Source organism: Streptomyces sp. M41 (assembly GCF_043673425.1).
In the GTDB taxonomy this organism is placed as follows: domain Bacteria; phylum Actinomycetota; class Actinomycetes; order Streptomycetales; family Streptomycetaceae; genus Streptomyces.
Genome location: NZ_JBIMKE010000005.1, coordinates 53,489 through 75,963, shown reverse-complemented (window position 1 = coordinate 75,963; position 22,475 = coordinate 53,489). Strand labels below are relative to the sequence as shown.

Annotated in this window: 20 protein-coding genes; 11 read left to right on the top strand and 9 right to left on the bottom strand. The window is 70.6% G+C overall.

Features of this window, described 5'->3' with window-relative positions; genetic code table 11:
• Nucleotides 1-26 precede the first annotated feature (26 nt).
• Entirely contained in the window at nt 27-797 is a 771-nt protein-coding gene (locus tag ACHBTE_RS08845; protein ID WP_394722972.1) for a polysaccharide deacetylase family protein, read from the bottom strand.
• 235 nt (nt 798-1,032) lie between these two features.
• A complete protein-coding gene (locus ACHBTE_RS08840) occupies nt 1,033-1,689 on the bottom strand; it encodes a TetR/AcrR family transcriptional regulator (RefSeq protein WP_394722971.1) in 657 nt (218 codons plus the stop codon).
• Between the two features lie 94 nt (nt 1,690-1,783).
• Between ACHBTE_RS08840 and ACHBTE_RS08835 the strand changes: the two genes are divergently transcribed.
• Both ACHBTE_RS08835 and ACHBTE_RS08830 read left to right on the top strand, forming a co-directional pair.
• A complete protein-coding gene (locus tag ACHBTE_RS08835) occupies nt 1,784-2,878 on the top strand; it encodes a medium chain dehydrogenase/reductase family protein (protein WP_394722970.1) in 1,095 nt (364 codons plus the stop codon).
• Between the two features lie 75 nt (nt 2,879-2,953).
• Entirely contained in the window at nt 2,954-3,679 is a 726-nt protein-coding gene (locus ACHBTE_RS08830; RefSeq protein WP_394722969.1) for an SRPBCC family protein, read from the top strand.
• Nucleotides 3,680-3,691: 12 nt separating this feature from the next.
• Here ACHBTE_RS08830 and ACHBTE_RS08825 read toward each other — a convergent pair whose 3' ends face one another.
• Nucleotides 3,692-4,063, bottom strand: coding sequence for a hypothetical protein (locus ACHBTE_RS08825; RefSeq protein ID WP_394723270.1), 372 nt, complete (start codon nt 4,061-4,063; stop codon nt 3,692-3,694).
• 348 nt (nt 4,064-4,411) lie between these two features.
• Here ACHBTE_RS08825 and ACHBTE_RS08820 point away from each other — a divergent pair, with 348 nt between their 5' ends.
• Nucleotides 4,412-5,032 (top strand): lamin tail domain-containing protein, encoded by a 621-nt coding sequence (locus ACHBTE_RS08820; RefSeq protein ID WP_394722968.1) that lies wholly within the window; start codon nt 4,412-4,414, stop codon nt 5,030-5,032.
• Between the two features lie 185 nt (nt 5,033-5,217).
• On the opposite strand, the gene ACHBTE_RS08815 is transcribed toward ACHBTE_RS08820, so the two are convergent.
• Both ACHBTE_RS08815 and ACHBTE_RS08810 read right to left on the bottom strand, forming a co-directional pair.
• Complete coding sequence (locus ACHBTE_RS08815; RefSeq protein WP_394722967.1) at nt 5,218-5,880, bottom strand: response regulator; 663 nt, start codon at nt 5,878-5,880, stop codon at nt 5,218-5,220.
• A 23-nt stretch (nt 5,881-5,903) separates the two neighbouring features.
• Nucleotides 5,904-7,118, bottom strand: coding sequence for a sensor histidine kinase (locus ACHBTE_RS08810; protein ID WP_394722966.1), 1,215 nt, complete (start codon nt 7,116-7,118; stop codon nt 5,904-5,906).
• 142 nt (nt 7,119-7,260) lie between these two features.
• Between ACHBTE_RS08810 and ACHBTE_RS08805 the strand changes: the two genes are divergently transcribed.
• A complete protein-coding gene (locus tag ACHBTE_RS08805; protein WP_394722964.1) occupies nt 7,261-8,412 on the top strand; it encodes a glycosyltransferase 87 family protein in 1,152 nt (383 codons plus the stop codon).
• Between the two features lie 322 nt (nt 8,413-8,734).
• Here the strand turns inward: ACHBTE_RS08805 and ACHBTE_RS08800 are convergent, their stop codons facing one another.
• On the bottom strand, nt 8,735-9,088 hold the full coding sequence (locus ACHBTE_RS08800) for a MerR family transcriptional regulator (RefSeq protein ID WP_394722963.1): 354 nt from the start codon (nt 9,086-9,088) through the stop codon (nt 8,735-8,737).
• A 649-nt stretch (nt 9,089-9,737) separates the two neighbouring features.
• Complete coding sequence (locus tag ACHBTE_RS08795) at nt 9,738-9,905, bottom strand: hypothetical protein (protein WP_394722962.1); 168 nt, start codon at nt 9,903-9,905, stop codon at nt 9,738-9,740.
• 839 nt (nt 9,906-10,744) lie between these two features.
• Here ACHBTE_RS08795 and ACHBTE_RS08790 point away from each other — a divergent pair.
• The 3 genes from ACHBTE_RS08790 to ACHBTE_RS08780 all read left to right on the top strand — a co-directional run bounded on the left by ACHBTE_RS08790 (nt 10,745) and on the right by ACHBTE_RS08780 (nt 14,632).
• Nucleotides 10,745-12,718 (top strand): nitrate- and nitrite sensing domain-containing protein, encoded by a 1,974-nt coding sequence (locus ACHBTE_RS08790; RefSeq protein ID WP_394722961.1) that lies wholly within the window; start codon nt 10,745-10,747, stop codon nt 12,716-12,718.
• Nucleotides 12,715-13,125, top strand: a complete 411-nt coding sequence (locus ACHBTE_RS08785) for a roadblock/LC7 domain-containing protein (RefSeq protein WP_394722959.1) — start codon at nt 12,715-12,717, stop codon at nt 13,123-13,125. The genes ACHBTE_RS08790 and ACHBTE_RS08785 overlap by 4 nt, the downstream gene beginning before the upstream one ends.
• An 829-nt stretch (nt 13,126-13,954) precedes the next feature.
• Nucleotides 13,955-14,632 carry an HNH endonuclease family protein gene (locus ACHBTE_RS08780; protein ID WP_394722958.1) on the top strand — a complete coding sequence of 226 codons (678 nt, stop codon included), beginning with the start codon at nt 13,955-13,957 and terminating at the stop codon, nt 14,630-14,632.
• A gap of 420 nt (nt 14,633-15,052) precedes the next feature.
• On the opposite strand, the gene ACHBTE_RS08775 is transcribed toward ACHBTE_RS08780, so the two are convergent.
• On the bottom strand, nt 15,053-15,919 hold the full coding sequence (locus ACHBTE_RS08775; protein WP_394722957.1) for a choice-of-anchor K domain-containing protein: 867 nt from the start codon (nt 15,917-15,919) through the stop codon (nt 15,053-15,055).
• Between the two features lie 20 nt (nt 15,920-15,939).
• A complete protein-coding gene (locus ACHBTE_RS08770) occupies nt 15,940-16,551 on the bottom strand; it encodes a hypothetical protein (RefSeq protein ID WP_394722956.1) in 612 nt (203 codons plus the stop codon).
• Nucleotides 16,552-17,170: 619 nt separating this feature from the next.
• Here ACHBTE_RS08770 and ACHBTE_RS08765 point away from each other — a divergent pair.
• The 4 genes from ACHBTE_RS08765 (at nt 17,171) to ACHBTE_RS08750 (ending at nt 22,411) form a co-directional block, all read left to right on the top strand.
• A complete protein-coding gene (locus ACHBTE_RS08765) occupies nt 17,171-18,829 on the top strand; it encodes a serine/threonine protein kinase (protein WP_394722955.1) in 1,659 nt (552 codons plus the stop codon).
• A gap of 180 nt (nt 18,830-19,009) precedes the next feature.
• Entirely contained in the window at nt 19,010-20,095 is a 1,086-nt protein-coding gene (locus ACHBTE_RS08760; RefSeq protein ID WP_394722954.1) for a hypothetical protein, read from the top strand.
• Nucleotides 20,088-21,740: a polyprenyl synthetase family protein gene (locus ACHBTE_RS08755; protein WP_394722953.1), complete on the top strand. Its 1,653-nt coding sequence runs from the start codon at nt 20,088-20,090 to the stop codon at nt 21,738-21,740. The genes ACHBTE_RS08760 and ACHBTE_RS08755 overlap by 8 nt, the downstream gene beginning before the upstream one ends.
• Entirely contained in the window at nt 21,737-22,411 is a 675-nt protein-coding gene (locus ACHBTE_RS08750; protein WP_394722951.1) for a hypothetical protein, read from the top strand. Before ACHBTE_RS08755 ends, ACHBTE_RS08750 begins: the two co-directional genes overlap by 4 nt.
• The last annotated feature ends 64 nt before the right edge of the window (nt 22,412-22,475 follow it).

The following is a 22,475-nucleotide window of genomic DNA, read 5'->3' as shown; positions in this document are numbered from 1 at the left end:
CGGCGAAGGGGCCGGGCCCGCCGGGCTCATCGCACCGGGAAACCGCAGGAGTAGCCCTGCTCCTTGAGCCAGGGGAGGATCCGGCGCAGGGCCTCGACGGTCTGGGAACGGTCGCCGCCGGCGTCGTGGAAGAGGATCGTCGGCCCGTTGGACAGCTCCCGCTCGACGGTGGCGACCATGGCGTCCGTGCCGGGACGCTCGAAGTCCTTGGAGTCCACGTTCCAGCCCAGCGGGCGCATGCCACGGGAGGCGGCCAGCTTGCGGCTGTAGGGCGTGAACGCGCCGCCGGGCGCCCGGTAATACATCGGGCGTACGCCCCCGGACGCTTCCGTGATCATGCGCTCGGCGTCGAGGATCTGCTGCTTCTGATAGGCCTCGGACTTCCTGTCCATGGTGGTGTCGTGCGCGACCGAGTGGTCGCACAGCCGGTGCCCCGCCGCGACGACCTTCTTCACCAGGTCCGGATGGGCCTGCGCCTGCGTCCCCACCATGCAGAACGTCGCCTTGACCCCGTTCTCCCGCAGCACGTCCAGCATTTGGGGCGTCCACACCGGGTCCGGCCCGTCGTCGATGGTGATGTTGACGCCGCGCGCCCCCTTCTCGGAAGTGTGTGCGATGGTCACGTCGACCGGCTTGACGTCACTGCCCGGCGTGGCCGACGCGGTCGCCTTCGGCGACGGACCGCCCAGGGACCCGGCCTGCGCGGTCCACGCCGCGGCACCGGCGGCAAGCGTCACCCCGAGCGCCGCCCCGACCACCTTGCCGTACCAGCCCCGACCCCCACCGTGCCGCGCCATGTCCGCCCGCCTTCACCCAGTTCCGCCCCGGCCCTCGGCCGCCTTGCGACCACCTGGCAGGACGAGCGAAAAGGCCCGCGGGATCCGTCCGTTACCGATCACGCACAATTCCGGAGAAGTTCACGGACAACCGGGAGCGCGACGAGGCGAACCGGCCGGCGGACAGCGGCAGCGACCGACCGGCAACCACAGCCGACCACACCGCGAGCGCCGCGCCTCAGATGCTGGGTCGTAGTCAGCTCGACGGCGTGCCCGTCAGCTCGTCCAGTTCGGCGGCGAAGAGTTGTGCGGGGTCGATGTCCATGCCGCTGAACTGGCCCGCGAGTTCGAGGGACAGGACGCCGTGCAGACGGGTCCAGAAGGTCAGGGCCCGGTGGAGGGCCGCGGGTGGGGCGGGGTGGTCGGCCGCCCAGTCCCGGTGGCCTTCGAGGTGTGCCTCGAACGGTGTCGCCGGGCCGTCCGAGGGCAGCCCGGCACAGGCGTCCAGGAGGGTGGCCATGATCTCGGACGAGATAGCGGTGGTGTCGTCCGGTGCGTGATAGCCGGGGACGGGTGTGCCGTAGATGAGGAAGTAGCGCTGGGGGTCCCGCAGCGCCCACTCCCGCAGGGCGTGCGCGAGCGCGGCCAGGTCGGCACCGGCCCGCGCGGTCGCACGGAAGGTGTCGGCGAGGCTTCGGTACGCGTCCCTGACGAGCTCGGTGATCAGCTCGTCGCGGCCACTGAAGTACCGGTAGAGCGCGGGTCCGCTCATGCCCATCTGCTTGGCGATCGCGTTGAGGGAGAGCGCGGATGCGCCCGCCGTCGCGATCTGTTCCCACGCGCGTTGCTTGATCTCCGCCCGCACCTGGGCGCGGTAGCGCTCGCGCGGAGTCTTCGCTTCCGAGTTCACCATTGTTAGAGGTTATCACTGAAGTTATTGACACTCTCGGATCCGTGCGGTTATAACTTCTAACGAACGCGAAGCCCAGTAACGTGCGGAGGTCGCCATGAACGCCGAAGGACTCGCAGGACCCAAAGGACTCGCAGGACCCGAAGGACTCGCAGGATTCGAAGGACCCGAAGGGCTCGTCGAGGTCGTGCTGCCGGGCAAGGTCGAGCCCGAGGGGCTGCAGATCCGGCACGGGGACATCCCCGCCGCGGGTCCCGGCCAGGTCGTGATCCGGATGGAGGCGACCGGCGTCTCCTTCGCCGAGCAGCAGATGCGGCGAGGCCGCTACTACGACCAGCCGCCCTTCCCGTTCGTCCCCGGCTACGACCTCGTGGGTACGGTGCTGGCGACTGGTGAGGGAGTCGAGCCGGACCTGGTCGGCACGCGGGTCGCCGCGCTGGTCAAGGTGGGCGGCTGGGCCAGCCATGTGCTCGTCGACGCGGCGGACGTGGTCCCAGTACCGGACGGGATCGGTGCGGCCGAGGCGGAGACCCTCGTCGTCAACGGCATCACCGCCTGGCAGATGCTGCACCGCAAGGCCCGTATCCGCGCGGGGCACACCGTCGTGGTGCACGGCGCGAACGGTGGCGTCGGATCGGTCCTGGTCCAGCTCGCCCAGGCGGCGGGCGCGCGGGTGATCGGTACGGCGTCCGAGCGCCACCACGACGCCCTGCGGAGCCAGGCTGTCACCCCCGTCGACTACCGCGCCGCCGACGTCGCCGCCCGCATCCGCGCACTCGCCCCCGGTGGGGTGGACGCCGTCTTCGACCACGTGGGCGGGAGCGGCATCGTCGACTCCTGGCGCCTCCTCGCCCCCGGCGGCACGCTCGTCTCCTACGGCAGCGCCGCCACCCGCGACGCCGAAGGCTCCAAGCAGTGGCCGGTCCTCAAGCTGCTCGGCCGGGTGTGGCTGTGGAACACCCTCCCCAACGGCCGTCGCGCGTACTTCTTCAACGTCTGGGCCGGCCGGGCCCTGGCCAGGAACCGCTTCCGCGCCCGTCTGCGCACCGACCTCAGCCAGGTCTTCGCCGCCCTCCAGCGCGGCGAGGTCACGGCCCGCATCGCCGCCCAACTCCCGCTCTCCCGTGCCGCCGACGCCCTGCGGCTGGCCGAGTCGGGGACCGTCGCCGGAAAGGTCGTGCTGAACCCGTAGCAACCCCCGGGCGGCTCGCTCTCGCTCCCCTCACACCAACGCGCATCAGCAGAAGGCCGACACGAGAGGAACACCATGTTCAGCACCGTCCCGTCGAACCCGTCGAACCCGTCGAACCCGTCCAACCCGTCGAACGCACGCGGCACGCGCAAGGCCGCGGTCACGCTCGCGCTCGCCGTCACCGCCGTCCTCGCGGGCACCATCCCCACGGCCCAGGCCGCCAAGCCCGCCAAGCCCGCCGACCCGGCCGCATCCCACGCCGGTACGTCCCGGTGCGGCGGGCGAGGCGTCGACAGCGACGCCCTCATCCGCTACGAGTCCGACATCGTCATCAAGGCACCCCTGGCCACCGTCTGGAAGCTCCAGACCGACGTCGAACGCTGGCCGTCATGGCAGCCCCCGGTCACCACCGCCGAACGCCTCGACCTCGGCCGTCTGAAGGCGGGTTCGCGGTTCCGGTGGACGACCCCCGCGCCCGCCACCCCCACGACCCCCGCCACCACACTCACCATCACCTCCACCGTCCAGGAACTCCGGCGCCACAACTGCATCCTGTGGAGCGGACCCGCGATCGGTGAGGGGCTGCGCATCGACGAGGGCGTCCACCTGTGGACGTTCCGCAAGGTCAAGGGCGGCGTGCGCGTCCACACCGAGGAGACCTGGACCGGCGACCAGGTCGAAGCGGACGTACCCACCGCGACAGCCGCTCTCGGCGCGGGCCTCGATGCATGGCTGCACGACCTGAAGACCACCGCCGAAGCCACCCCGGCCGCCCGGGCCGCCCAGCCCCGCCTCCCCTGACGGGGCGGGTGTTCAGCCGAAGACGAGCTCGACGTCCTTGTCCAGGCAGTCCCTCATGACGGCGACCAGCTGGCGGGTGTCGTCGACTCGCCGTCGGAGGACGGGATCGCTGTCGTTCTGCCACTGGTCGACGAGGGCTTCCAGCCGGGGCAGCATGGCAGCGCACTGGGTGGGCGTGAGGCCGGGGCCGCCGTCATCCGGGTGGTCGAGCAGCGGTGCCAGCGCGGTGGGGACGCTGCTCCACGAACGGTCTCCGCCGAAGCCCTCCATCTCCGCGAGAGCGAACCCCTCAGCTCGCGCCAGCCATTGCCTGAACATGTGGAAGCCGGTGTAGGACCAGGAGACATCCGGTCCGTTCACCTCGCTGTCTCCCGGGAAAAGCATGATCCCCACGCCGTACTCCTTGCTCGACCACTGCTCATGATCAGCAGTTGGGAGGCCGTGGGCAATCGAAATGCTGTTACTCACTTTCGGGTGACGACCCGCTCCCATACCGGCGACCCGCCCGGACCGGCGAACCGTTGCAGCTCAACTCCCGCAAGCCTCAGCGACCTGTGAGTGCGTCACCACCGAGCCGTAGAAGACATAAGTGACTGATGCATCCAAGAGTCATAGAAATATGCACAACAAGTAACAGCGGTGATTGTTCTCCTCAAATCCTCCACAACACGGACAAGGTGTGCGTGTGGCCGACCGGCCGCCACCCCACCGCACCGACCAGGTGTCCGCACCATGGGAGACCCCTTGACCGCTTCCGCTTTCGTCAGCACCCGCCGTCTCGTAGCCGCCGCCCTCGCCGCCGGCGCTCTGGTCTCGGTGGCGGCGCTGCCGGCGTCCGCCACCGACCACGCCCGTCCCGAGCGGCCGAAGGTGAAGATCTCGGACGTCCAGTACGACTCCCCCGGCCGCGACGACCGCTCCAACCGCTCCCTGAACCGGGAGTGGCTGGAAATCACCAACACCACCCGCCACACCGTCAACCTCGACGGCTGGACCCTCGAGGACGCGGACGGCCACACCTACACCTTCGAGCACTACCGCCTGGCGGGCCGCGCCACGGTCCGCATCCACACCGGCATCGGCCGCGACAGCCGCAGCGACCTGTACCAGGACCGCCGCCAGTACGTCTGGGGCAACCACTCCGACACCGCCACCCTCCGCAACGACCGCGGACGCTTCATCGACAGCGAGTCCTGGGGCTACACCCGCCACGGCGCCCACGACCACCACCGCGGCGACGACCGTGACCACCGCGGCCACGACCGCCACCACGGCGGCCACGACCGCCACCACGGCGGCCACGACCGCCACCACGGCAGCCACGACCGCCACCACGGCGGCTACCACCGCTGACCCGCTCCCCGGCGTGAACTGAACGCTCCCCCCCTCACGCCCCGACGAGCCACCGACGCGCCCGGCCCCTCCCCACGGCCGGGCGCGTCACGCGAGGACAGCCGGCTGGCCATCAAGAGGAAACCCATCAAGCCGGGGGAGCCGGCGGCACCGACCGCAACAGGCCGTTCGACGCGACTGATCCCTCAGCCGACCGCGCCTCCCACCCGCACCAGCCCCAACTCATAGGCCGCGATCACGGCCTGCGCCCGATCCCGCAGCTCCAGCTTGGCGAACAGCCGGTTGATATGGGTCTTCACGGTGTGGTCCGTGATCGTGAGCCGGCTCGCGATCTCCGCATTGGACAGCCCCCGAGCGATCAGGACGAGCACCTCCGCCTCACGCGCCGTGAGCTCCCCGACGGAGTGAACCGGCAGCCGCGAAGTCCGCGCATGGACGAACTCGCCGATCACCCGCTTGGTGATCTCGGGCGAGAGCAGCGCGTTCCCGGCCGCCACCACGCGTACCGCGTGCAGCAGTTCGGGAAAGGTGGCGTCCTTGAGCAGAAAGCCGCCCGCCCCGGCCGCGAGCGCGTCATACACGTACTCGTCGAGGCCGAAGGTCGTCAGCATCAGGACCTTCGTCGTGCCGGGCCCGGCCAGAATCTCGCGAGCCGCCTCGATGCCGTTCTTGTACGGCATCCGGATGTCGAGGAGCGCGAGATCGGGCCGGGTCTCGGCGGCGACGCGTACCGCCTGCACACCGTCCTCGGCCTCGCCCACGACCTCGATGTCCTCCTGGGTGTTGAGGAGGTTCACAAAGCCGGTGCGGACGACCGCCTGATCGTCGGCGACCAGTGCCCTGATCACACCCGACCCCTTGCCCAAGCCCGTCACCTCGTCCCCCACGGAAGCTCCGCCTCCACCAGGAAGCCTCCGTCCGGGCCCGCGCCCGCACTGAGCCGACCGCCGACCAGCGCCGCCCGCTCACGCATCCCGGTCAGGCCGTGGCCCGCGCCGGCGCCTGGACCGGAACCCGGACCGGAACCCGGGCCCGGGCCGTCGTCGTGGATGCGCAGCGTGAGCAGCTGGTCGGCGCCGTAGTCGATCTCCACGACGGTACGGGCGTCGGGCGCATGCTTGCGCGCGTTGGTCAGCGCCTCCTGGGCGATCCGGTAGGCGGACAGCTCCCACGTGGCGGGCAGCGCCACCCGCTCCCCGGTGACCCTCAACTCGGCCTCGCCGCCCACCGCCCGGTGCTGCTCCACCAGTTCGGCGAGACGATCGAGGGTCGGCTGCGGGGCGGTGAGGGCGGTGTCCCCCTGGCCCTGCGGGGTGCGCAGGACACCGAGGAGGCGGCGCAGTTCGGACATCGAGGAGCGGGCGGTGGCGGCGATCTGCTGGAAGCCCTCGCGGGCCTCGGGGGTGAGCCCGGGGGTGGTGTACGTGGCGCTCTCGGCCTGCACGGCGATCATCGACACCGAGTGCGAGACGATGTCGTGCAGCTCACGGGCGATGGCGGCCCGCTCGGCCTCGGCGGCCTGCTGCCGCTCCATGGCGATCAACTGAGCCTGGGCCAGGTTCCGTTCCTCGCGGGTCTCCTCCCGGGAACGTACGGCGTCACCCATCATCACGGCCCCGAAGATGACCACGGTCAGCAGGAACGACTCGGCGAACAGACTGAGTGAACCCTTCTCCCAGAGCGCGGGCACCGGCAGGTCCATCCGCGACCAGGTGTTGATGTGCACCAGGTTCACGCACAGGGCCCCGAGCGCGGCGCCCGCGACGGTCACCGCGGGGTGCAGCACCCGGTTGCGGCCCAGGGTGTAGCAGCCGATCAGCCCGCTCGCCGTGATCGAGACGTAGAGGTTGACGTCCCCGGCGAACCCGAGCAGCCCCGCGGCGACGGTGAGCACCGCGACGGGCGGGAAGGACCGCCGCCACATCAGCGAGGCGGAGGAGACGAGGACCCCGATCGTGGTGGTCACGGATCCCGGAAAGGCGATCAGCTCCGCCGCGGCACCGACGGCCAGGGCGCCGCCGGTGACCCAGGGGTAGGCGGGCGCCGCGATCCAGGCGTGGAACCGCTGTTGCAGGGACGTACGCATACATCCATGGTCCGTGCCGACGCGATCGCGCGCGTCGCCGTACGGGTTGAGCCTGCGGCCGGATGTCATGCCACGCGTTGAGTCACAGGTCCGGAGTCCCGGTTGACGCCCTCCGACTTGTGGATTCCTACCGTCGACGGACATGACGAAGAGCCTTGACCAGTACGCGCGACCCATCCGGCACCGGCACTACGCACGTCACGAGCGACTCGGGTGGGCCGGCTGCGCGGTCGCCGCGCTGGGGCTCGCCCTTGCCTCGGATCTCGAGCCGCACCGGGTGTGGGGGGTGGTGGCGGGGGTGGGCTACGCGGTCGCGGCGGTCCTGGCGTGCGGCGCGCGCTCCCGCCCCGCCGCCCGGGTGGTCGCGGTGGCGGGGGCCGTCGTGGTGCCGCTCGTGTCGCTGGTGACGGCCGGGCTCGGGCAGCTGGAGGTCAGGGTCGTCGAACGGTCGGGCCAACTGCTGCTCACGACCGGCAGCCCGTACGTCGCCGCCCCCACCGCCGTCGCCGAATTCAACCCCTACCTGCCCGGGATGGCGCTCTTCGGTGTGCTGCCCGGTGACCCGCGCTGGTGGCTGGGCGGCGCGTTCGTGGCGGCCCTCGCCGCGGCCGGCCTGCACCGGGCTTGGCTGCTCGCCTGCCCTCTGGTCGCGCTACCGCTCGCCGTGGGCGGGATCGACCTCCCCGTCGCCGGACTGATGTGCCTCGGCGTCGTACTCGCCGGGCAGGGACGACCGGGCCGCGCAGGGCTGGTGCTCGGCGCCTCCGCCGCCCTCAAGTGGACGGCGTGGCCCGCCCTGCCCGTGGCGCTGGCACTGATCGCGGTACGCCGGGGTGGCCGACCCGCCTTGCGGTACGCGGCCGTGGCCCTGTCCACGGCAACCGCGGCGGTGCTGCCCTTCGCCCTCGCCGACCCCTCCGGCTTCCACCGGAACGTCATCGCCTTCCCGCTGGGCCTCACCGACACCACCTCCCCGGCCGCGAGCCCGCTGCCCGGCCATCTGCTCGCGACGTACGTCCCCGGCGGAAGGGTGATCGCGCTCGCACTTCTCGCGGTGAGCGCGCTGCTCATCGCGGTGTCGCTGGTGGCACGACCGCCGGGGTCGGCACGAGCGGCGGCCGCCCGTCTCGCGCTCGGTCTGAGCGTCGCGGTGACCCTGATGCCCGCGACCCGCTTCGGTTACCTGGTCCATCCGCTGGTGCTCGGGGCGTTGGCGTACCGGACGCCACAGCCCGGCAGCACCCCAGTCACCTCCTCCGGCGAGACGGCGACCAGGGAGACAACCCTCGCCTGACGGCCCGGTGACGGACATCCCGGGTGCGGTGCGCGAGGCGCTGGCGGTGGTGAGGCGCGTGGCGGCGGGGGGTCAGGCGGCAGGCTAGTCATGCCCTCAAGGGCGCGGTGCCCTGGTCATAGGGGGTGCCCCGTACTTGAGGACGACGCTGACGTGCACGCTGTGGGCACCACGGGCGAGAGGTGGACGACCGTGGAGGCGCGTGACCGCCGTCCCCCGCCGCGGGACATGGGCTCGCGGCGCACGACCCGCTTCCCGTGCGGGCGCTCCTGGTCGATCGGGCGTAGTACGTGTTCGAGCCGACCGGCTCGTTTCCACGTGATCAGCTGGCACCGGGAACGGAATTGTCGGGCGCTTCATGCCCGGCCCGGCGGCGGTACTCGGCGTTGATGCGCTGAGCTTCCTCGAGCTGGTCCTCAAGAATGACGATGCGGCAAGCGGCCTCGATCGGAGTGCCCCTGTCGACGAGCTCGCGGGCGCGCGCCGCGATCCGGAGTTGGTAGCGGGAGTACCGGCGGTGTCCGCCCTCCGAGCGCAGCGGCGTGATCAGACGAGCCTCACCGAGAGCTCGGAGGAAGGCCGGGGTGGCGCCGAGCATCTCGGCGGCCCGCCCCATCGTGTATGCGGGGTAGTCGTCGTCGTCCAGACGATCACTGAGAGGGGTATCTGCTGGCATGTCACCTCGTAGTGCAACGCGTCGAGGGGCCCTGGTGCCGTACGGCACCAGGGCCCCGAAGGAAATTCAACACCATCTGTCGGCCCTAATGCTGTGCCGACCTTCTGTTTCCGCTACCAGCCCTGCAGAGGGGGGTGCGTGGATCGCGGCTGCGTGACCGGGGACCACCTTCCAATCCGGGGTCTTGCGGTACCCGGGGCGAGTGCTTCTCGGACCGGGCGATCCTGATGGCGTCTGCTCCTCCGTCCTTTCTCCGAACTCGGTGAACTGGTACTGCGGTACTGCTCGGTGGTGCTGTTGGCGGCCCCCTCGACCTGCGAGCCGCCCAGTGCGGTCCTCAACCCCGTCACCGTCCTGCGAACACCTTGGCTTCGGGACTCCAGAATCGCACTGACCTGCGAACTTCATGTACTGCAACCCGCCAGTTCGTGTCTGCCGGGCTTCGCTTGACCGGTGTCAACGAGATAAAGACTAGCCGTTCCGGAGCTCAATATCTACCTCAGCAAGAACACATTTAAGCCCTCTGGGGGAACAGATAGCCTGTGACCTGCACCAATGGATGGTGCAGCCGTGAGGGCCCTGCCGGCACCTGCCGACACCTGCCGGCAGGGCCCTCACCGGGATCCTGATCGCGGTTTGCCGCCCGTCCTCATCCGTCCAGGGCAGCGGCGCCGAGCGCTGCCGACGCGGACCGGAGGGGAGAGGGGACACGCACCGGTGCGACGTCGGGGTGGACGCGGCAGGTGCAGCCGAGGCGGGCCATGGCCCGGATGACTGCGCTGCCGGTGAAGTCGCGGCGGCCCTGCGAGGACGTCACAAACCGGATCCTCGTGGGCTGCTTCGACGGCGTCCACCGGTCACCCTTCGTGGACCGTGCTTGGCCCACCCCTACTCCCCGCCACCTCGCCCATGTCTGATGCAGGGCTTGCACCCTCCGGCTCGGGATGTGGCTGACACCCGCTTCAGGAGTTCGATCCGAGCCCGCTCCGTCGGGCCGTCGACTGGTGCGACGGCCGGACGGAGTCGCCGATGCATGTCCCCGTCCGGCGTCGTTGACGTCAGCCGTGGATGTCAGAACCGCCTGGTCCGTTACTTCTGGACCGGTCGGGGACTGTCATATCGGCCGCGTTGGTGCTTCCCTAGGCCAGTACTGGGCAAGGGCATTCGCGTGGCGTCGCTACGACGACGCGGTCAGCGCCCGGGGCCTGCCGAGGCGGTGCCAGGCTGCCCAGACGTTGATCACAAGCATGGCTGCTCCCGCGATCGGGCCACCTCACTTCGTGCAGGCGACGACATCGTCGGCCGGCCGGTGCCGCACGCAGATCAAGGATGTCCTCCAGGAGCCACGCAGGTCATGCTCCCGCCGACACCGCACTCCTGTCCTTGACCGATCCGAGGTCACAATCTCCCTGCCCTGCCGTGTGAGAGCGGCGCAACGGAATGTGCCACGCGGTCTAACAGCTGGGAAACCGGCCGCGACGGCGGTTGGGCTAGCTTCGTGACATGAGGGTGTGGACGCCGATACGGCCACTGCACGGCAGGCTTGCCGCGATCGCCAAGGGCGGATTAGGCAAGGGCGGTTCAGTGCGCCGCCACGGGGGCCGACCGGCTCCCGGTCGGCGGTCGGTGCCCGGCTGGCGCAGCATCAGGGGACGCGTGGCGGTGGTCATCACGGTCCCGATCTGCTTGCTGCTCGCGGTGGCCGGTCTCGCCGTGCACGGCCGCGCCGAAGCCCTCGGCGATGCCCGGACGACCCGTGCCGAAGTCCGCCTCAGCCTGCGCATCCAGGCGTTGGTGCACCAGCTGCAACGCGAACGCGGCCTGACCAATGGCCTGTTGGGGGGCGAGGAGGAGTTCCGCCCATCGCTCGCCGTCACCCGCAAGCGCGTTGACACGGCGCTGCACGGGATGCGCCGCGAAAGCGCTGTCGAGGACGTCATCCAGCGGCACTTGCGGCGTCTGCCCGACATTCGCGCCGCCGCCGACAGAGGCACCGCCGACACGGCCGCGACTCTCACCTTCTATACCGGCGCAGTCGACGCCCTGAACGCCGTGGACCCGGTGGCGGACACCGGGGTGGGCACCGACCGTCAACTGCGCGATGGACTGGCCGCGTTAAGGGAGCTGGCCGCGGCCAAGGAGTCCGTGGCCCTCGAACGCGGTCTCCTCAACGGCGTGTTCGCGCAAGGCGCCTTCCAAGGTCGCGCGTACATCGACTTCACCGAGGTGCGCGCCACTCGCGCTGCGGCGCTTGCCCGCTTCCGGCAGGTCGCCACCGCATCCCAGCGCCTGGCCCTGAAGAAGGCCTTCGCGACCGAGGACGCCGAACGCGCGACCGCCTACGAGAAGCAGGCGGAAGTCGCCGCCGACGGTTCCCCGCTGCGCGCCGGCGCCGGCACCTGGTGGGACGCGATGACCGTACTCGTCGACGACCTGTACGCCGTCCAGCAGTCGGTCGGTGACGACGTACGGGACCGCGCCGACGGGCTCAGCCACGACGCCAAGCTGGCTCTCGCCGCCTATCTCGTCGCGGGAACGCTCATCGCCGCCCTCCTCGCGACCCTCGCCGCCTTCGCCTCCCGGTCCCTCACGCGCCCCCTCCGCACGCTCGCCGAGACCGCCCACGACGTGGCGCGGCACCGGCTCCCCGAGGCTGTCGCCCGTATCCAGCAGTCCCCGCAGGATCATGCGCAGCCCCTCCCGCCGGAGGCTGCGCCGGACCACCCCGACGCACAGCCGCTGGGCGGCGCGGCCGAGATAGCCGAGGTCGCGGCGTCCCTGCACCAGGTGGAACACACCGCCCTCCGTCTGGCCATCGAGCAGGCCAGCCTGCGCCGCAACACCACCGAGTCACTCGCCAATCTCAGCCGCCGCAACCAGAACCTGGTGCGTCGCCAACTCAGCCTCATCACCCGCCTGGAACAGCAGGAACTCGACCCGGACGCTCTCGCCGAGCTCTTCGAACTCGATCACCTCGCCACCCGTATGCGGCGCAACGCCGAAAGCCTGCTGGTCCTGGCCGGGCAGAGTCCTCCGAGGCCAACGGCGGCACCCGCCGACGGCCTGGAGGTCGTCCAGTCCGCCGTCGCCGAGGTGGAGCAGTACCGCCGGGTCCTGATCGCGACCGTGGAGCCGGTGCGGGTGCGCGGGCACGCCGTCGCTGATGTCGCCCACCTCCTCGCCGAACTCGTCGAGAACGGACTGAACTTCTCGCCACCGACCGAACGGGTCGAGGTGCACGGGTGGTACGACACCGAGGACGACACGTACTGCTTCGCCGTCGTCGACCACGGCGTCGGCATGTCCGAAGCCGACAAGGAACGTGCGGGCGCCCTCCTCTCCGACTCCGGCGAGGAGACCCTCCTCGCCGGACCCACCCGGTTCCTCGGCCACCTCGTCGTCGGCCGACTCGCCCACCGCCTCGGTGGAGGCACTCGAGTCCACCTCTTCGACACTCCTGGCGGCGGCCTGTCCGCCCTCCTTGCCCTCCCCGGGCGCCTGCTCGCCCCCGTGGAGGGCCCCTCCGCCGCACCCCGGCCCGCCAGGCCCACCGTGTCCTCTCTGCTCAACGGCTTCCGGGCAGGTGTCGCCCGCGCCGAAGCCAGAACCCCCCAAGGAGCGTCATCGTGACCACCGCAGTCCAGAGTTTCGGCTGGCTCGTCTCGGAGTTCGTGCGCACCACCGACGGCGTCACCGACGCCGTCGCCGTCTCCTCCGACGGCTTGCTCATGGCCGCCTCGGACTGCCTCGGCCGAGATCGCGCCGACCACCTCGCCGCCGTCGTCTCCGGCATCACCAGCCTCGCCCAGAACGCGGCGACGGCACACGGCTTCCACGGCATGAAGCTCGTCATGATCGAAATGCTCGGGGGCTTCCTCATGGTCGGTCGCATCCGCGACGGCAGCTGTCTCGGCGTCCTCGCCGCCGAAGGGTGCGACGTCGGCCTCGTCGGCTATGAGATGGCCGTCCTCGCCGACCGTGCCGGCGAGCTGCTCACCCCGCAGCTGATACGCGAACTGCACGCCGTGCCCAAGTGAGACCCGGCATGGAGCGGGTGACGAGAATCGAACTCGCGCTCTCAGCTTGGGAAGCTGCGAGCATTTGGGGCTGGTTCGGGCGCTGACCTGGTCGAACGTCTGGCCTGTGGCTTCTTCGGGCTCGGCTGCGTTCAACGTGGTTCCCCGTTGCTCCCCGCTCGATCTGGTGCGGTTGTGGTGCGGTGCATGCTTCTCAGGGGCGGTCCAGGTGGCTGCCGAGTACCCGACTGCTCTGCGCAAGGAACTCGTGCATCGCGGCGCGGTAGCGGTCTCGCCGGGACTGATATTCAGCTTCTTCCACGTCGCCTCGTCGCCAGTAGGCCCCAAGTGCTTGGCCGGCGTCGTTGACTTCGCGTAGGGCAGCCAGCAGTCCGGCGTCCTGAGTCAGGATCTGAACCCGCGCAGATGCAAGGCGATGACCTGCCAAGTCCCACCCGACCACTCGACTCTCGAGGTTCAGAACGTGCTCCTCCCAGATGCGGTTGAGCGTTCGGGGGGCGTTCACCTGCGTTCAGGTGCGCCTCGTCGTCGGTGAAGAGACGGCCTTGGGCCGCGCCTGTACGGCCGCGAACGCAGATGGATGAGACGGAAAGTGAGACGGGGACCGGGCCGGCTGGGCGCTGACGACGGCAGAGCTCGTACGCCCTGAGGTGGCCCAGCCGGATTCGAGAGCCGATGCTCTCGCGCGTGCAGCAGCGAGCCATCCCGCACAGGCGTCCTCGAATGGGTGATCAATAGAGCGCCTGTCCGGTGAACTGAGGCATCCGTTTGGCTCGCTAGTTCGAGTCGGATCGCTCGAACGAGGTACGCGCAGTCAACGCTGCGATGCGTGATCAAGAACCTCAGGCGAGCCGCGATGGCGGCCGTCCTCCTCGTCGTGCCCCTGATGGCACCCGCTTCAGCCCACGCGCACGGCCGTGCCGCCGAGACGTACACGGTCCCGCTGACCGCCGCGATCCACGCCCTCCCACTCGCCGCGGAGGCGCGGGCCGGCTACCAACGCACGAGCTTCAAGCACTGGAACACAGGCAACAACCCCACCGACGGCTGTAACACCCGCGCGGAGGTGCTCCTCAACGAGGCGGTCGACCGACCTGATGTCCTCCCGGGCTGCAAGCTGTCCGGAGGGCGCTGGTGGTCGTACTACGACGCCAAGTGGGTAACCTCCGCCTCCGCCCTGGACGTTGACCACATGGTGCCGCTTGCCGAGGCCTGGGACTCCGGAGCATCGCAGTGGACCGCGAAGCGGCGCGAGGCGTACGCCAACGACCTTGACGCCGTGACCTCCCTCGTCGCGGTCACCGCGGCCTCGAACCGCACCAAGGCCGACCAGGACCCGGCCCAATGGCTGCCGACGGCCGACGGCGTCTTGTGCCGCTACCTCACGGAGTGGACCGCGACCAAGCTCCGCTGGGGGCTCACCGCCGACGCCGACGAACGGAAGGAACTCACCAAGCTCGCGGGCGCCTGCCCCGGCGCCACCGTGACCTACGAACCAGCCCCGTAGCGCTGTGGCCCCGCCCTGTCGATGGGCGGGGCCACGATGCGACCCGGCGGAATCTTCAGGGCCGCTCACCGGGGCTCTCAGCTTGGGAAGCAACGGCGCTTGGAAGGCATCATGGCTGCTGACCTGCACTTATGGAGCCGAGGGGGAGGTCCCTGAGAGCGGGTCCGCCCTGCTGCTGACCGGTGTTGTCCGCCCTCAGGGGCACGCTGTGGGCACGGCGCCGGGACGGGTGGACCGACGGCGGGGAGAGCGGTGTCCTCGATGCTCGGCAACTCTGACGTGCAGATCGGCTGAGCAGCGTCATCGCGCGGGCACACGTCACCGCCGTCCATGCAGATGATCTGCCGCGTACCGGCATCGGCCACGACAGGTGAGGAGTTGTTCCCCTCACCTGTCAGCGAAGGGCCGACGAGTTCCGGCTCACGGAGTGCCGGTCTTGTTGAACCCCTTGTCCAGGTAGGGGGACTGGTCGACGACGAAGCCGTCGTCCGCGACCAGGCGGGCGATGCCGCCCTGGTCCCGCCAGACCTCGTTGGTGGAGCTGAAGGAGAATCCGCCGTACTCCGGGTGGTTCTCGTTGGTGTAGACGCGGTAGCGCTGGCCGGGCTGGATGACCGTTCCCGGTGGGAAGGGGAACGAACGGCCGGTGGGTTTGGCCTCCACCTTCCAGCCGGTCAGGTCCTGCGGCCCGCCGCCCTTGTTGAAGATCTCGACGTATTCGTCTGCCTGGCCGGTGCTCGTGCCCTGATAGCGCAGGCCGGAGATGATCACGTCGGGCTCGTCGAGCGTGAACATGCACACGACGTCGGCGAAGTTGATGCCGCCTTCCGGGCTGCGGAACTGCTGGACGATCTGGCCGTTGCGCTTGAACCCGCTCAGCACCGCCCGGTACTGCTTGCCGTCGATCGTGACGGGCTGGGGGTGGACGAAGGTCTGGAGGTCGACCAGGTCGTCGTCCGCCGGGCTGGTGCCGGTGCTGTTGGGCGTCTCGTTGTGGTGGAAGCTGAAGTTGAGGTCGGTCGTGCTGCCGTCCTCGAACATGACGGTGATGGTCAGCTGGACGTCGAACTGGCTCGGGCTGACGTTGGTGGGCTTGTTGCGGTGGATGAAGGTACCGACGACGAACTCGGTGCCGTCGAGCTGGACGTCCGCGGCCTCGCCGCGGAACTGGTAGCCGCTCTGGCTGCCGGCGCTGCCCCACCGGATGTAGTCGGTGCCCACACCGTTGACCGGTGAGATGGCGGGGTTGGTGGAGGAGAATACGCCGGAGGTGACGACGGTGGTCATGGTGTCTGGTTCCCGCTCTCTCAGTCCTCGTCCTCGATGACCTCGGCCTTGAGCTTGGCCGGAGGTGCGGTACCGATCTGGGCGACGCCGTCGGTGTGGCGGCCGGTCCTGGCTCCGTCGGCGGCTTCGAGGCCGCAGGTGTAGACGATGCAGTCCTTGTCCTCGCTGCCGGTGTTCAGGTGTACGTGGTAGGTGAAGGTCAGGGTGCGCCCGTCGTCGCTGACTGTGGCCTGGACGGGGGGAAGGTTGCCGCCCGTGGTCTCATTCATGCGCTTGTACTGGGCGCCCACCGTGCCGTTCCAGCGGAATCCGGTGGGGGCGGTGAAGACGTGCTTGCATTCGCCGGCGTCGACCGTGTCCCTCCAGTTCGGTGTGCGGACGCAGATGTTGATGGTGGTGCCGAGTCCACCGAGAGCGTCCTCGACCCCGCCCTCCTGCCACACCACGAGGTCGAGTTTCTTGGCCCGGCCCTGTTCGTAGCCCCAGTCATAGCCGTTCGCGTACTGGTCCTGCTCCCCGCGCGAGCCGTCGCGCGGCGGGTCGGCGTAGGGCTTCCCGGCGAGCGCATCGGCACGCCCCTGTTCCTCCCCCCGTTTGTAGGCTTCCTTCTGGGTCTGCACGTCGGTGCTCATCTCCGAGTCCTCCTGTGGCTGTGATCGAAGTGTGCGAGGGAAAGGGAGGCGTCCTGGTGCGGGTCGCCCGGGCCCGCAGGGGGCGGCCGGAGCACGGCACCGCGCGCCGCACGTTCACCGATCGCGGTCGTCATGAAGGCTGCGCCCGTGAGACGGAACGCGGGACGCCGCCCGTGGCTTCGAGCGGGGCGTCCGCGCGGGCATCGTGGCACGCACCGGACTTTCATCCGGTTCCATCGTTAGCCTGGACAGACCGGTGATATGCCGCCGTTCCCTCGTTTGGAATGCCGAATCGATTCGGCGTCACTTGTTCGAGTTCAGTCGAGGCGAGAAACGGCGCACAGGGGCGGAGTGGAGCACATCTGCCCGCCCTGTTACAGCCGTCGGCGCCCGCCCGGGACTCCCTCCCGTCCGGATTGCCTCGCTGTCCGTCTCACACGGTTCCTCCCTCGTGCGAGTGGCCGACGTGGTGGCTGCTCCTGCGATCCGCCCCCCGACCGGTATGCAGGGGAATGCCAATGACGGTGAGGAAGGAGACGTGGATGAGGCAAACGAGGCCGGCGACGTGTGAGGTGCCGGGTGTCGTCAAGGCCCGGCCGCGCCCGATCCGGGTGGTGGCGTGACGGCCAGGGTTACGGCGCTGCGGCGTCCGCCGGATGCGCCGGACGGAGACGGCCTGCCGGGCACCGTGGCGGGCAACGGCACGGCAGGGTTCGCCGGGGACGGCGGGCCCGCGCCGGACGGACAGTTGGCCTTCCCCGCGGACGTGGCCCTGGTCGGCGACGCGATCTTCGTCGCCGACCACGCGAACCACCGGATCCGCCGCATCGACGGCACCGGCACCCTGACGACGATCGCCGGGGACGGGCTCCGGGGTTTCGCCGGCGACGGCGGCCAAGCGGTACGTGCTCGCCTCGGCTTCCCGTCCGCGCTGGCGGTCGCCCCGGACGGGACCGTGTTCGTCGCCGACGAGATGAACCACCGGATCCGCCGGATCGACCCCTCGGGTGTCATCGCCACCGTCGCGGGAGACGGCTCGCGCGGTGATGGCGAGGGTGATGGCGACGGCGGCCCAGCCTGCCGCGCTCGGCTGAATTCCCCGTGCGCCGTGGCCGTCGACGCGGTGGGCCGGCTGTACGTCGGGGAGGCCGGCATTCCGCGTGTGCGGAGGATCGACGGCGACGGTGTCGTCAGCACGGTCGTCGCGGCATCCGGGCGGGCCCGTGGCTCCGGAACGGCCGACGCGGGCGAGGCGTTCCTGCCCGCCGGCCTGGCGGTCGACGGGGCGGGCCGGCTGTGCATCGCCGACCCGGAGGGCAGTCGGGTACTGCTGCTCGGCTCGGACGGGAAACTCCGGGTACTGGCCGGTCCGCCGGACACAGCCGCCGGCGCCACGACGGCCGACTGGGGCTCACCGAGCGCGGTGGCGTTCGACGGCGAGGGCGTGCTCTACGTCGCCGACCAGACCGGACACCGCGTGTGGCGGCTGGCCGACGGGGCGGTCCGTATCCTCGCGGGACAACCCGATCCGACTGCCTGTGAGGCCACCGCGGCCGTCGACCCGCCCGATGCCGTCGTGCCCGTCGCACTGTGTTACCCGTGCGGTCTCGCCGTGGATCCGGTGGGGCGCCTGCTCGTGGCGGACAACTTCCACCACCGGATCGCGGCCGTGCCTCTCACCACCGCTCGATTCGAAGGCACCGGGCCGGTACGGGACGAGAAACCGGCACCGGAGCCGGACCGGGACCGGGAACCCGAGCGGGAGCGGTCACCCGAGCCGCAGCCGCGACCGGAACCTGACCGAGGAGCCGCCGGCCCGCCGGCCGGTGACGACGGCACCCCGTCCGCGCAGCCCGCCCGGCTGCTGGTCCGACAGGAGGTCGGCCTGGAGATCCGGCGCGGACAGAGCGAGCTGATCCACGTACGGGTCTCCTCCACCGACCCCTGGGCCCCCGGACGGGTGGAGCACCACTTCACCGCTCCGACGGGCTTCGTCTTCGACGGCCGGGTGACCTGCGCGTACTACCGGGCGGATCGCACGGTCATCCCCGGCGGGAACCCGACGGGGACGGTCGGGGACGGCGGCCGGTCGTTGGTTGTCACGGACGAGCCCCGCCTGAACACCCCCGGCCATCCGGCGGCGGCCCTGGTCTACACGCTCGGCATCCGCGCCCTGCACGACGCCGAGCCGGGCCGGTACGCCGACGGGCGGGCGGTGATCGCGAGCCGGCCGGAAGTGCGCCTCAAGGCGAGCGTTCTCGGAGACGACGAGGACTGACGAGGACTGACGAGGACTACGCACGAGACTCGAAGCCGCCCATGGCAGACCATCCGCCATGGGCGGTTCTTTGCGTGCTCAAACACTGACTGCGGAGGTAATCGTTTCTGTGCTTCCAGGTCACCCCCACGATCGTTACGAGTTGCAAGTGATTGGCTACCTTGAGTTAGCGTTCGAAACGTGTCCACGCCCGCCCTCCCACGGTTCGGTCCGCCGGGCCCGTTCCCGTATGCCCCGCTCGCCCACCCGCTCGACCGCAAGTGGCTGCACTACGCGTTCCTGTCGCGGTGTGGGCGACAGGCGCTCATCGCGAACCTCTCCGTCCTGGGCTCCTCCACCGGTCCGGTCTTCGCGCATCCGGGCGCCCCGTCCACCGGTCGCCGCAGCGGCACCGGCACGGCGGCCGAGGGGCAGCACATGGCGATCCTGCTCGTCCACGGGGAGGGGCACGGCTGGAGTGCGTCGCAGTTCAACGCCGAACAGCCCGAACTGCCATGGTCGGCCTTCCGGTTACCGCACCCGCACGGGGAACCGGGCGCGTTCCGGGTGGCGGCCCGTTCGGCGGCCCCCGCGGTCGACGTACGGCTGACCCGGACCAGCAGGCCCTGCACCTCCCAGTGCGCTCCGTTCGGGGACGACGAGCATCTGCGCTGGCAGTCGGAGCCCGGCGTCCTGGGCGCCGGAACCCTGCGGCACGGCGACGGTACGGACACGGAGACGGACCTGCTGGGCTACCACGAGCGGGTACGCGGCCGGTGGTCCTGGCCCACACTCGGCGGCTGGGTGTTCGGATTCGTCAACGACCCCTCGGGCCCGGCCGACCAGGCCCCGCCGTCAGCCGTCGTCTTCACCCTGATCCAGCCCGCGTACCCCGCGGACGCGGCCAACGGATCGGTGATGCTGTGGCGGGACGGGCGCATGGTCCGCCACTTCCCGCGGCGCAACCTGCGCGTGGCGGTGAGCGGCACCCTGGACCGCGACCGGGTCGTGATGGTGCCGCCGCTGGCGGGCCTGCTGGGTACCCCGCCGATGGCCGCGGTGCCCGGCCGGCTGCTGATCACCGCCCGACTCGGCGACGACCGTCTCGTCCTGGACTTCCGCTCGCACACGGCGGGTCGGATCGTCAATCCTTCCGAGTCCAGCCTGCACCCGTTCAGCGTGCACGAGACCCTCGGCCCGTGCACGGTGGAGGGCCGGGTCGGCGGACGCCGTATCGGCTTCCACACCGGGGGCATCGTGGAGTTCGCCGGAGGTGCCCATGACTGAGACCGCCCCCGCGTTCACCGGGGCCCGGCTGCTGGACGAGACGGTCGCCGCCCTGTCCGACCGGGCGCCGGCGATCCTCGCCGCCGCGGCCGGCCACCTGCGCGGCATCCGGCTCGGCCTGCACTTCAACGACGGCAGCCACGCCATGCTCACCGCACGGCACAGTCGCATCGTGGTGGACCGGCACCGCTGCCCGGACCCCGACGTCGAGGTGGCCTTCGACGACCGGGCCATGAACCTGCTGTTCGACCTCCAGCGCCGGCCTGTCGACCAGGTCCTGCCCGACAGCCTCGACGTCCGCGGCTCCCGCGACGACACCCTCGCCGTCTGGCGGGCCTTCACCCTGCTGTCCCAGCGCGCGGCGGGCCTGCGCAGCATGCAGGAACTGTGGGGGGCCTACCGCGAACAGGCCCCCCAACTGTGGGGCAGCGCGACACCCGCCGCCCGGGAAGCGGCCGCCGACCCGGTCGACTGGACGGCCCTGGACTTCCTCGCCCGACGCTCCCCAGAGGACGCGCCCGCACCGCCCGCGCTGATCGGCGACACCACCGTCACCGCGCCGCGCCTGCTGTGGGACGGCCGCAGCAGCGCCGACTGGTCGCTGGAGGACACCGTCCGGGACGCGGACCTGATGGAGACCATGCTCCGGTGCCGGGCCCGTACCAACGAGGAGATCGAACGGCTGCTGCCGGACCGCGAACCGCGTGCCGAGCTGTACGACCTCATGCGCTCCTACCCCGCCCGCCAGGGCAAGGGCCTGCGTCCCACCCTGACCATCGCCACCTGTGCCGCTTTCGGCGGGCGCCCCGACGACGCCGTACGCGCCGCCGCGGCCCTCGAACTGTTCCACAACGGCTTCCTCGTCCACGACGACATCGCCGACGAGTCCACCCACAGGCGCGGTCTGCCCACCATGCACGAGGAACACGGCCTGGGCCTGGCCGTCAACGTCGGCGACGGGATGAACCTGCTCGCCGTCGACGCCGTCCTGTCCAACCTCGAAGCGCTCGGTCTGGTCCGCACCCTCGGCCTCATCCACGAGGCGGTGCACATGTGCCGGGAGTCCATCGAGGGGCAGGCCATGGAACTGGGCTGGATCCGCCACGAGGTCGTCCCCGAGACCGACAACGCCTACTTCGTCATGAGCACCAAGAAGACCGGTTGGTACACCTGTATCAGTCCGTGCCGCATCGGTGCCGTCTGCGCCGGCGTCACCGACCCTGCCGTGCTGAGCCGCTTCGACGAGGCGTTCCGCCTGATCGGCATCGCCTTCCAGATCCAGGACGACATCCTGAACCTGGTGGGCGAGGAGGCCCTGTACGGCAAGGAGCCCCTCGGCGACCTGCTCGAAGGCAAGCGCACGGTGATGCTGATCCACCTTTTCCGCACCGCGTACGCCCACGAGCGCCCCCGCCTCTTCGACATCCTGCGGCAGCGCCGTACCGACAAGACCCAGCAGCACGCCGAGGAACTCCTCGCCGCCATGCGCCGACACGGCTCCATCGAATACGCCACCGAACTCGCCGACCGGCTCGCCGTCGAAGGCATCGCCCGCTTCGAGGAAGACCTCCGGTTCATCCCCGAGAACGAAGGCAAGGCCGTCCTGCGGCAGATCGCCCACTACGTCACCTCAAGGCCACTGTGACCACCATCCCGCCCCCGCCGGCCGACCCCACCGAGACGGGCCCGCTGACCTCCACGGACCACCGGGCCCTCGCCTTCCTCGGCCACGTCAACAGCAGCCTGCGCCAGTGCCTGTGCACCCTGGCCAGGCACGGCGTGGCCCTGCGCCGCGACGCCCCCGAACGCGCCCGCCTCCTGCTCGACACCGTACGGCCCTGGCCCCTGTACAAGGGCGGCCAGTTCCTCTTCGACCTGATGGAGTGGGAAGACCTCATGGTCGACGGAGACCCCCCGCCCCTGATGCCCACCGAGCGGATCGTCGCCGCCTGCACGCTCCCCATGCAGCTGATGGCCGCCGCGGCCACCGAGGAGGTACCGACGGTGGCGAAGCTGGTTCCCGGACAGCGTACGACCGCCGCCCTCGACCTCCCCCTGCGCCTGCTGGCCACCGCAGCCCGCAGCACCCTCCTGGGTGCCGCGCAGGACATCACCGACCTGCTCGGACCGCGCGCCGCCCCTGACGGCTACGCCACCGACCCGGAACCCGTCACGGACGCCACCGGCACGCAACTGCCGCCGCTGGAAGCAGGCTTCTACCTCTACGAGGACATCGCCCTGGGCGCCTTGTCCGTCCTCGGCCCGCTCCTGGCCGACCACGCACCGACCGACCCCGCGCCACCGCCCGGCTCATGACCCCCGTCCCCACTCCCGACGGTCCGTGGCCGTGACCGGGTCCGGTCCCCAAGCCCGCCACCGG

What these genes read in the sequence shown, in the direction of transcription:
- ACHBTE_RS08810 (WP_394722966.1), bottom strand. Translation starts at nt 7,118, where the DNA reads ATGCGTACGTCCCTGCAACAGCGGTTCCACGCCTGGATCGCGGCGCCC.
- ACHBTE_RS08775 (WP_394722957.1), bottom strand. Translation starts at nt 15,919, where the DNA reads ATGACCACCGTCGTCACCTCCGGCGTATTCTCCTCCACCAACCCCGCC.
- ACHBTE_RS08755 (WP_394722953.1), top strand. Translation starts at nt 20,088, where the DNA reads ATGACTGAGACCGCCCCCGCGTTCACCGGGGCCCGGCTGCTGGACGAG.
- ACHBTE_RS08840 (WP_394722971.1), bottom strand. Translation starts at nt 1,689, where the DNA reads ATGGTGAACTCGGAAGCGAAGACTCCGCGCGAGCGCTACCGCGCCCAG.
- ACHBTE_RS08770 (WP_394722956.1), bottom strand. Translation starts at nt 16,551, where the DNA reads ATGAGCACCGACGTGCAGACCCAGAAGGAAGCCTACAAACGGGGGGAG.
- ACHBTE_RS08830 (WP_394722969.1), top strand. Translation starts at nt 2,954, where the DNA reads ATGTTCAGCACCGTCCCGTCGAACCCGTCGAACCCGTCGAACCCGTCC.
- ACHBTE_RS08845 (WP_394722972.1), bottom strand. Translation starts at nt 797, where the DNA reads ATGGCGCGGCACGGTGGGGGTCGGGGCTGGTACGGCAAGGTGGTCGGG.
- ACHBTE_RS08820 (WP_394722968.1), top strand. Translation starts at nt 4,412, where the DNA reads ATGGGAGACCCCTTGACCGCTTCCGCTTTCGTCAGCACCCGCCGTCTC.
- ACHBTE_RS08835 (WP_394722970.1), top strand. Translation starts at nt 1,784, where the DNA reads ATGAACGCCGAAGGACTCGCAGGACCCAAAGGACTCGCAGGACCCGAA.
- ACHBTE_RS08825 (WP_394723270.1), bottom strand. Translation starts at nt 4,063, where the DNA reads ATGCTTTTCCCGGGAGACAGCGAGGTGAACGGACCGGATGTCTCCTGG.
- ACHBTE_RS08805 (WP_394722964.1), top strand. Translation starts at nt 7,261, where the DNA reads ATGACGAAGAGCCTTGACCAGTACGCGCGACCCATCCGGCACCGGCAC.
- ACHBTE_RS08800 (WP_394722963.1), bottom strand. Translation starts at nt 9,088, where the DNA reads ATGCCAGCAGATACCCCTCTCAGTGATCGTCTGGACGACGACGACTAC.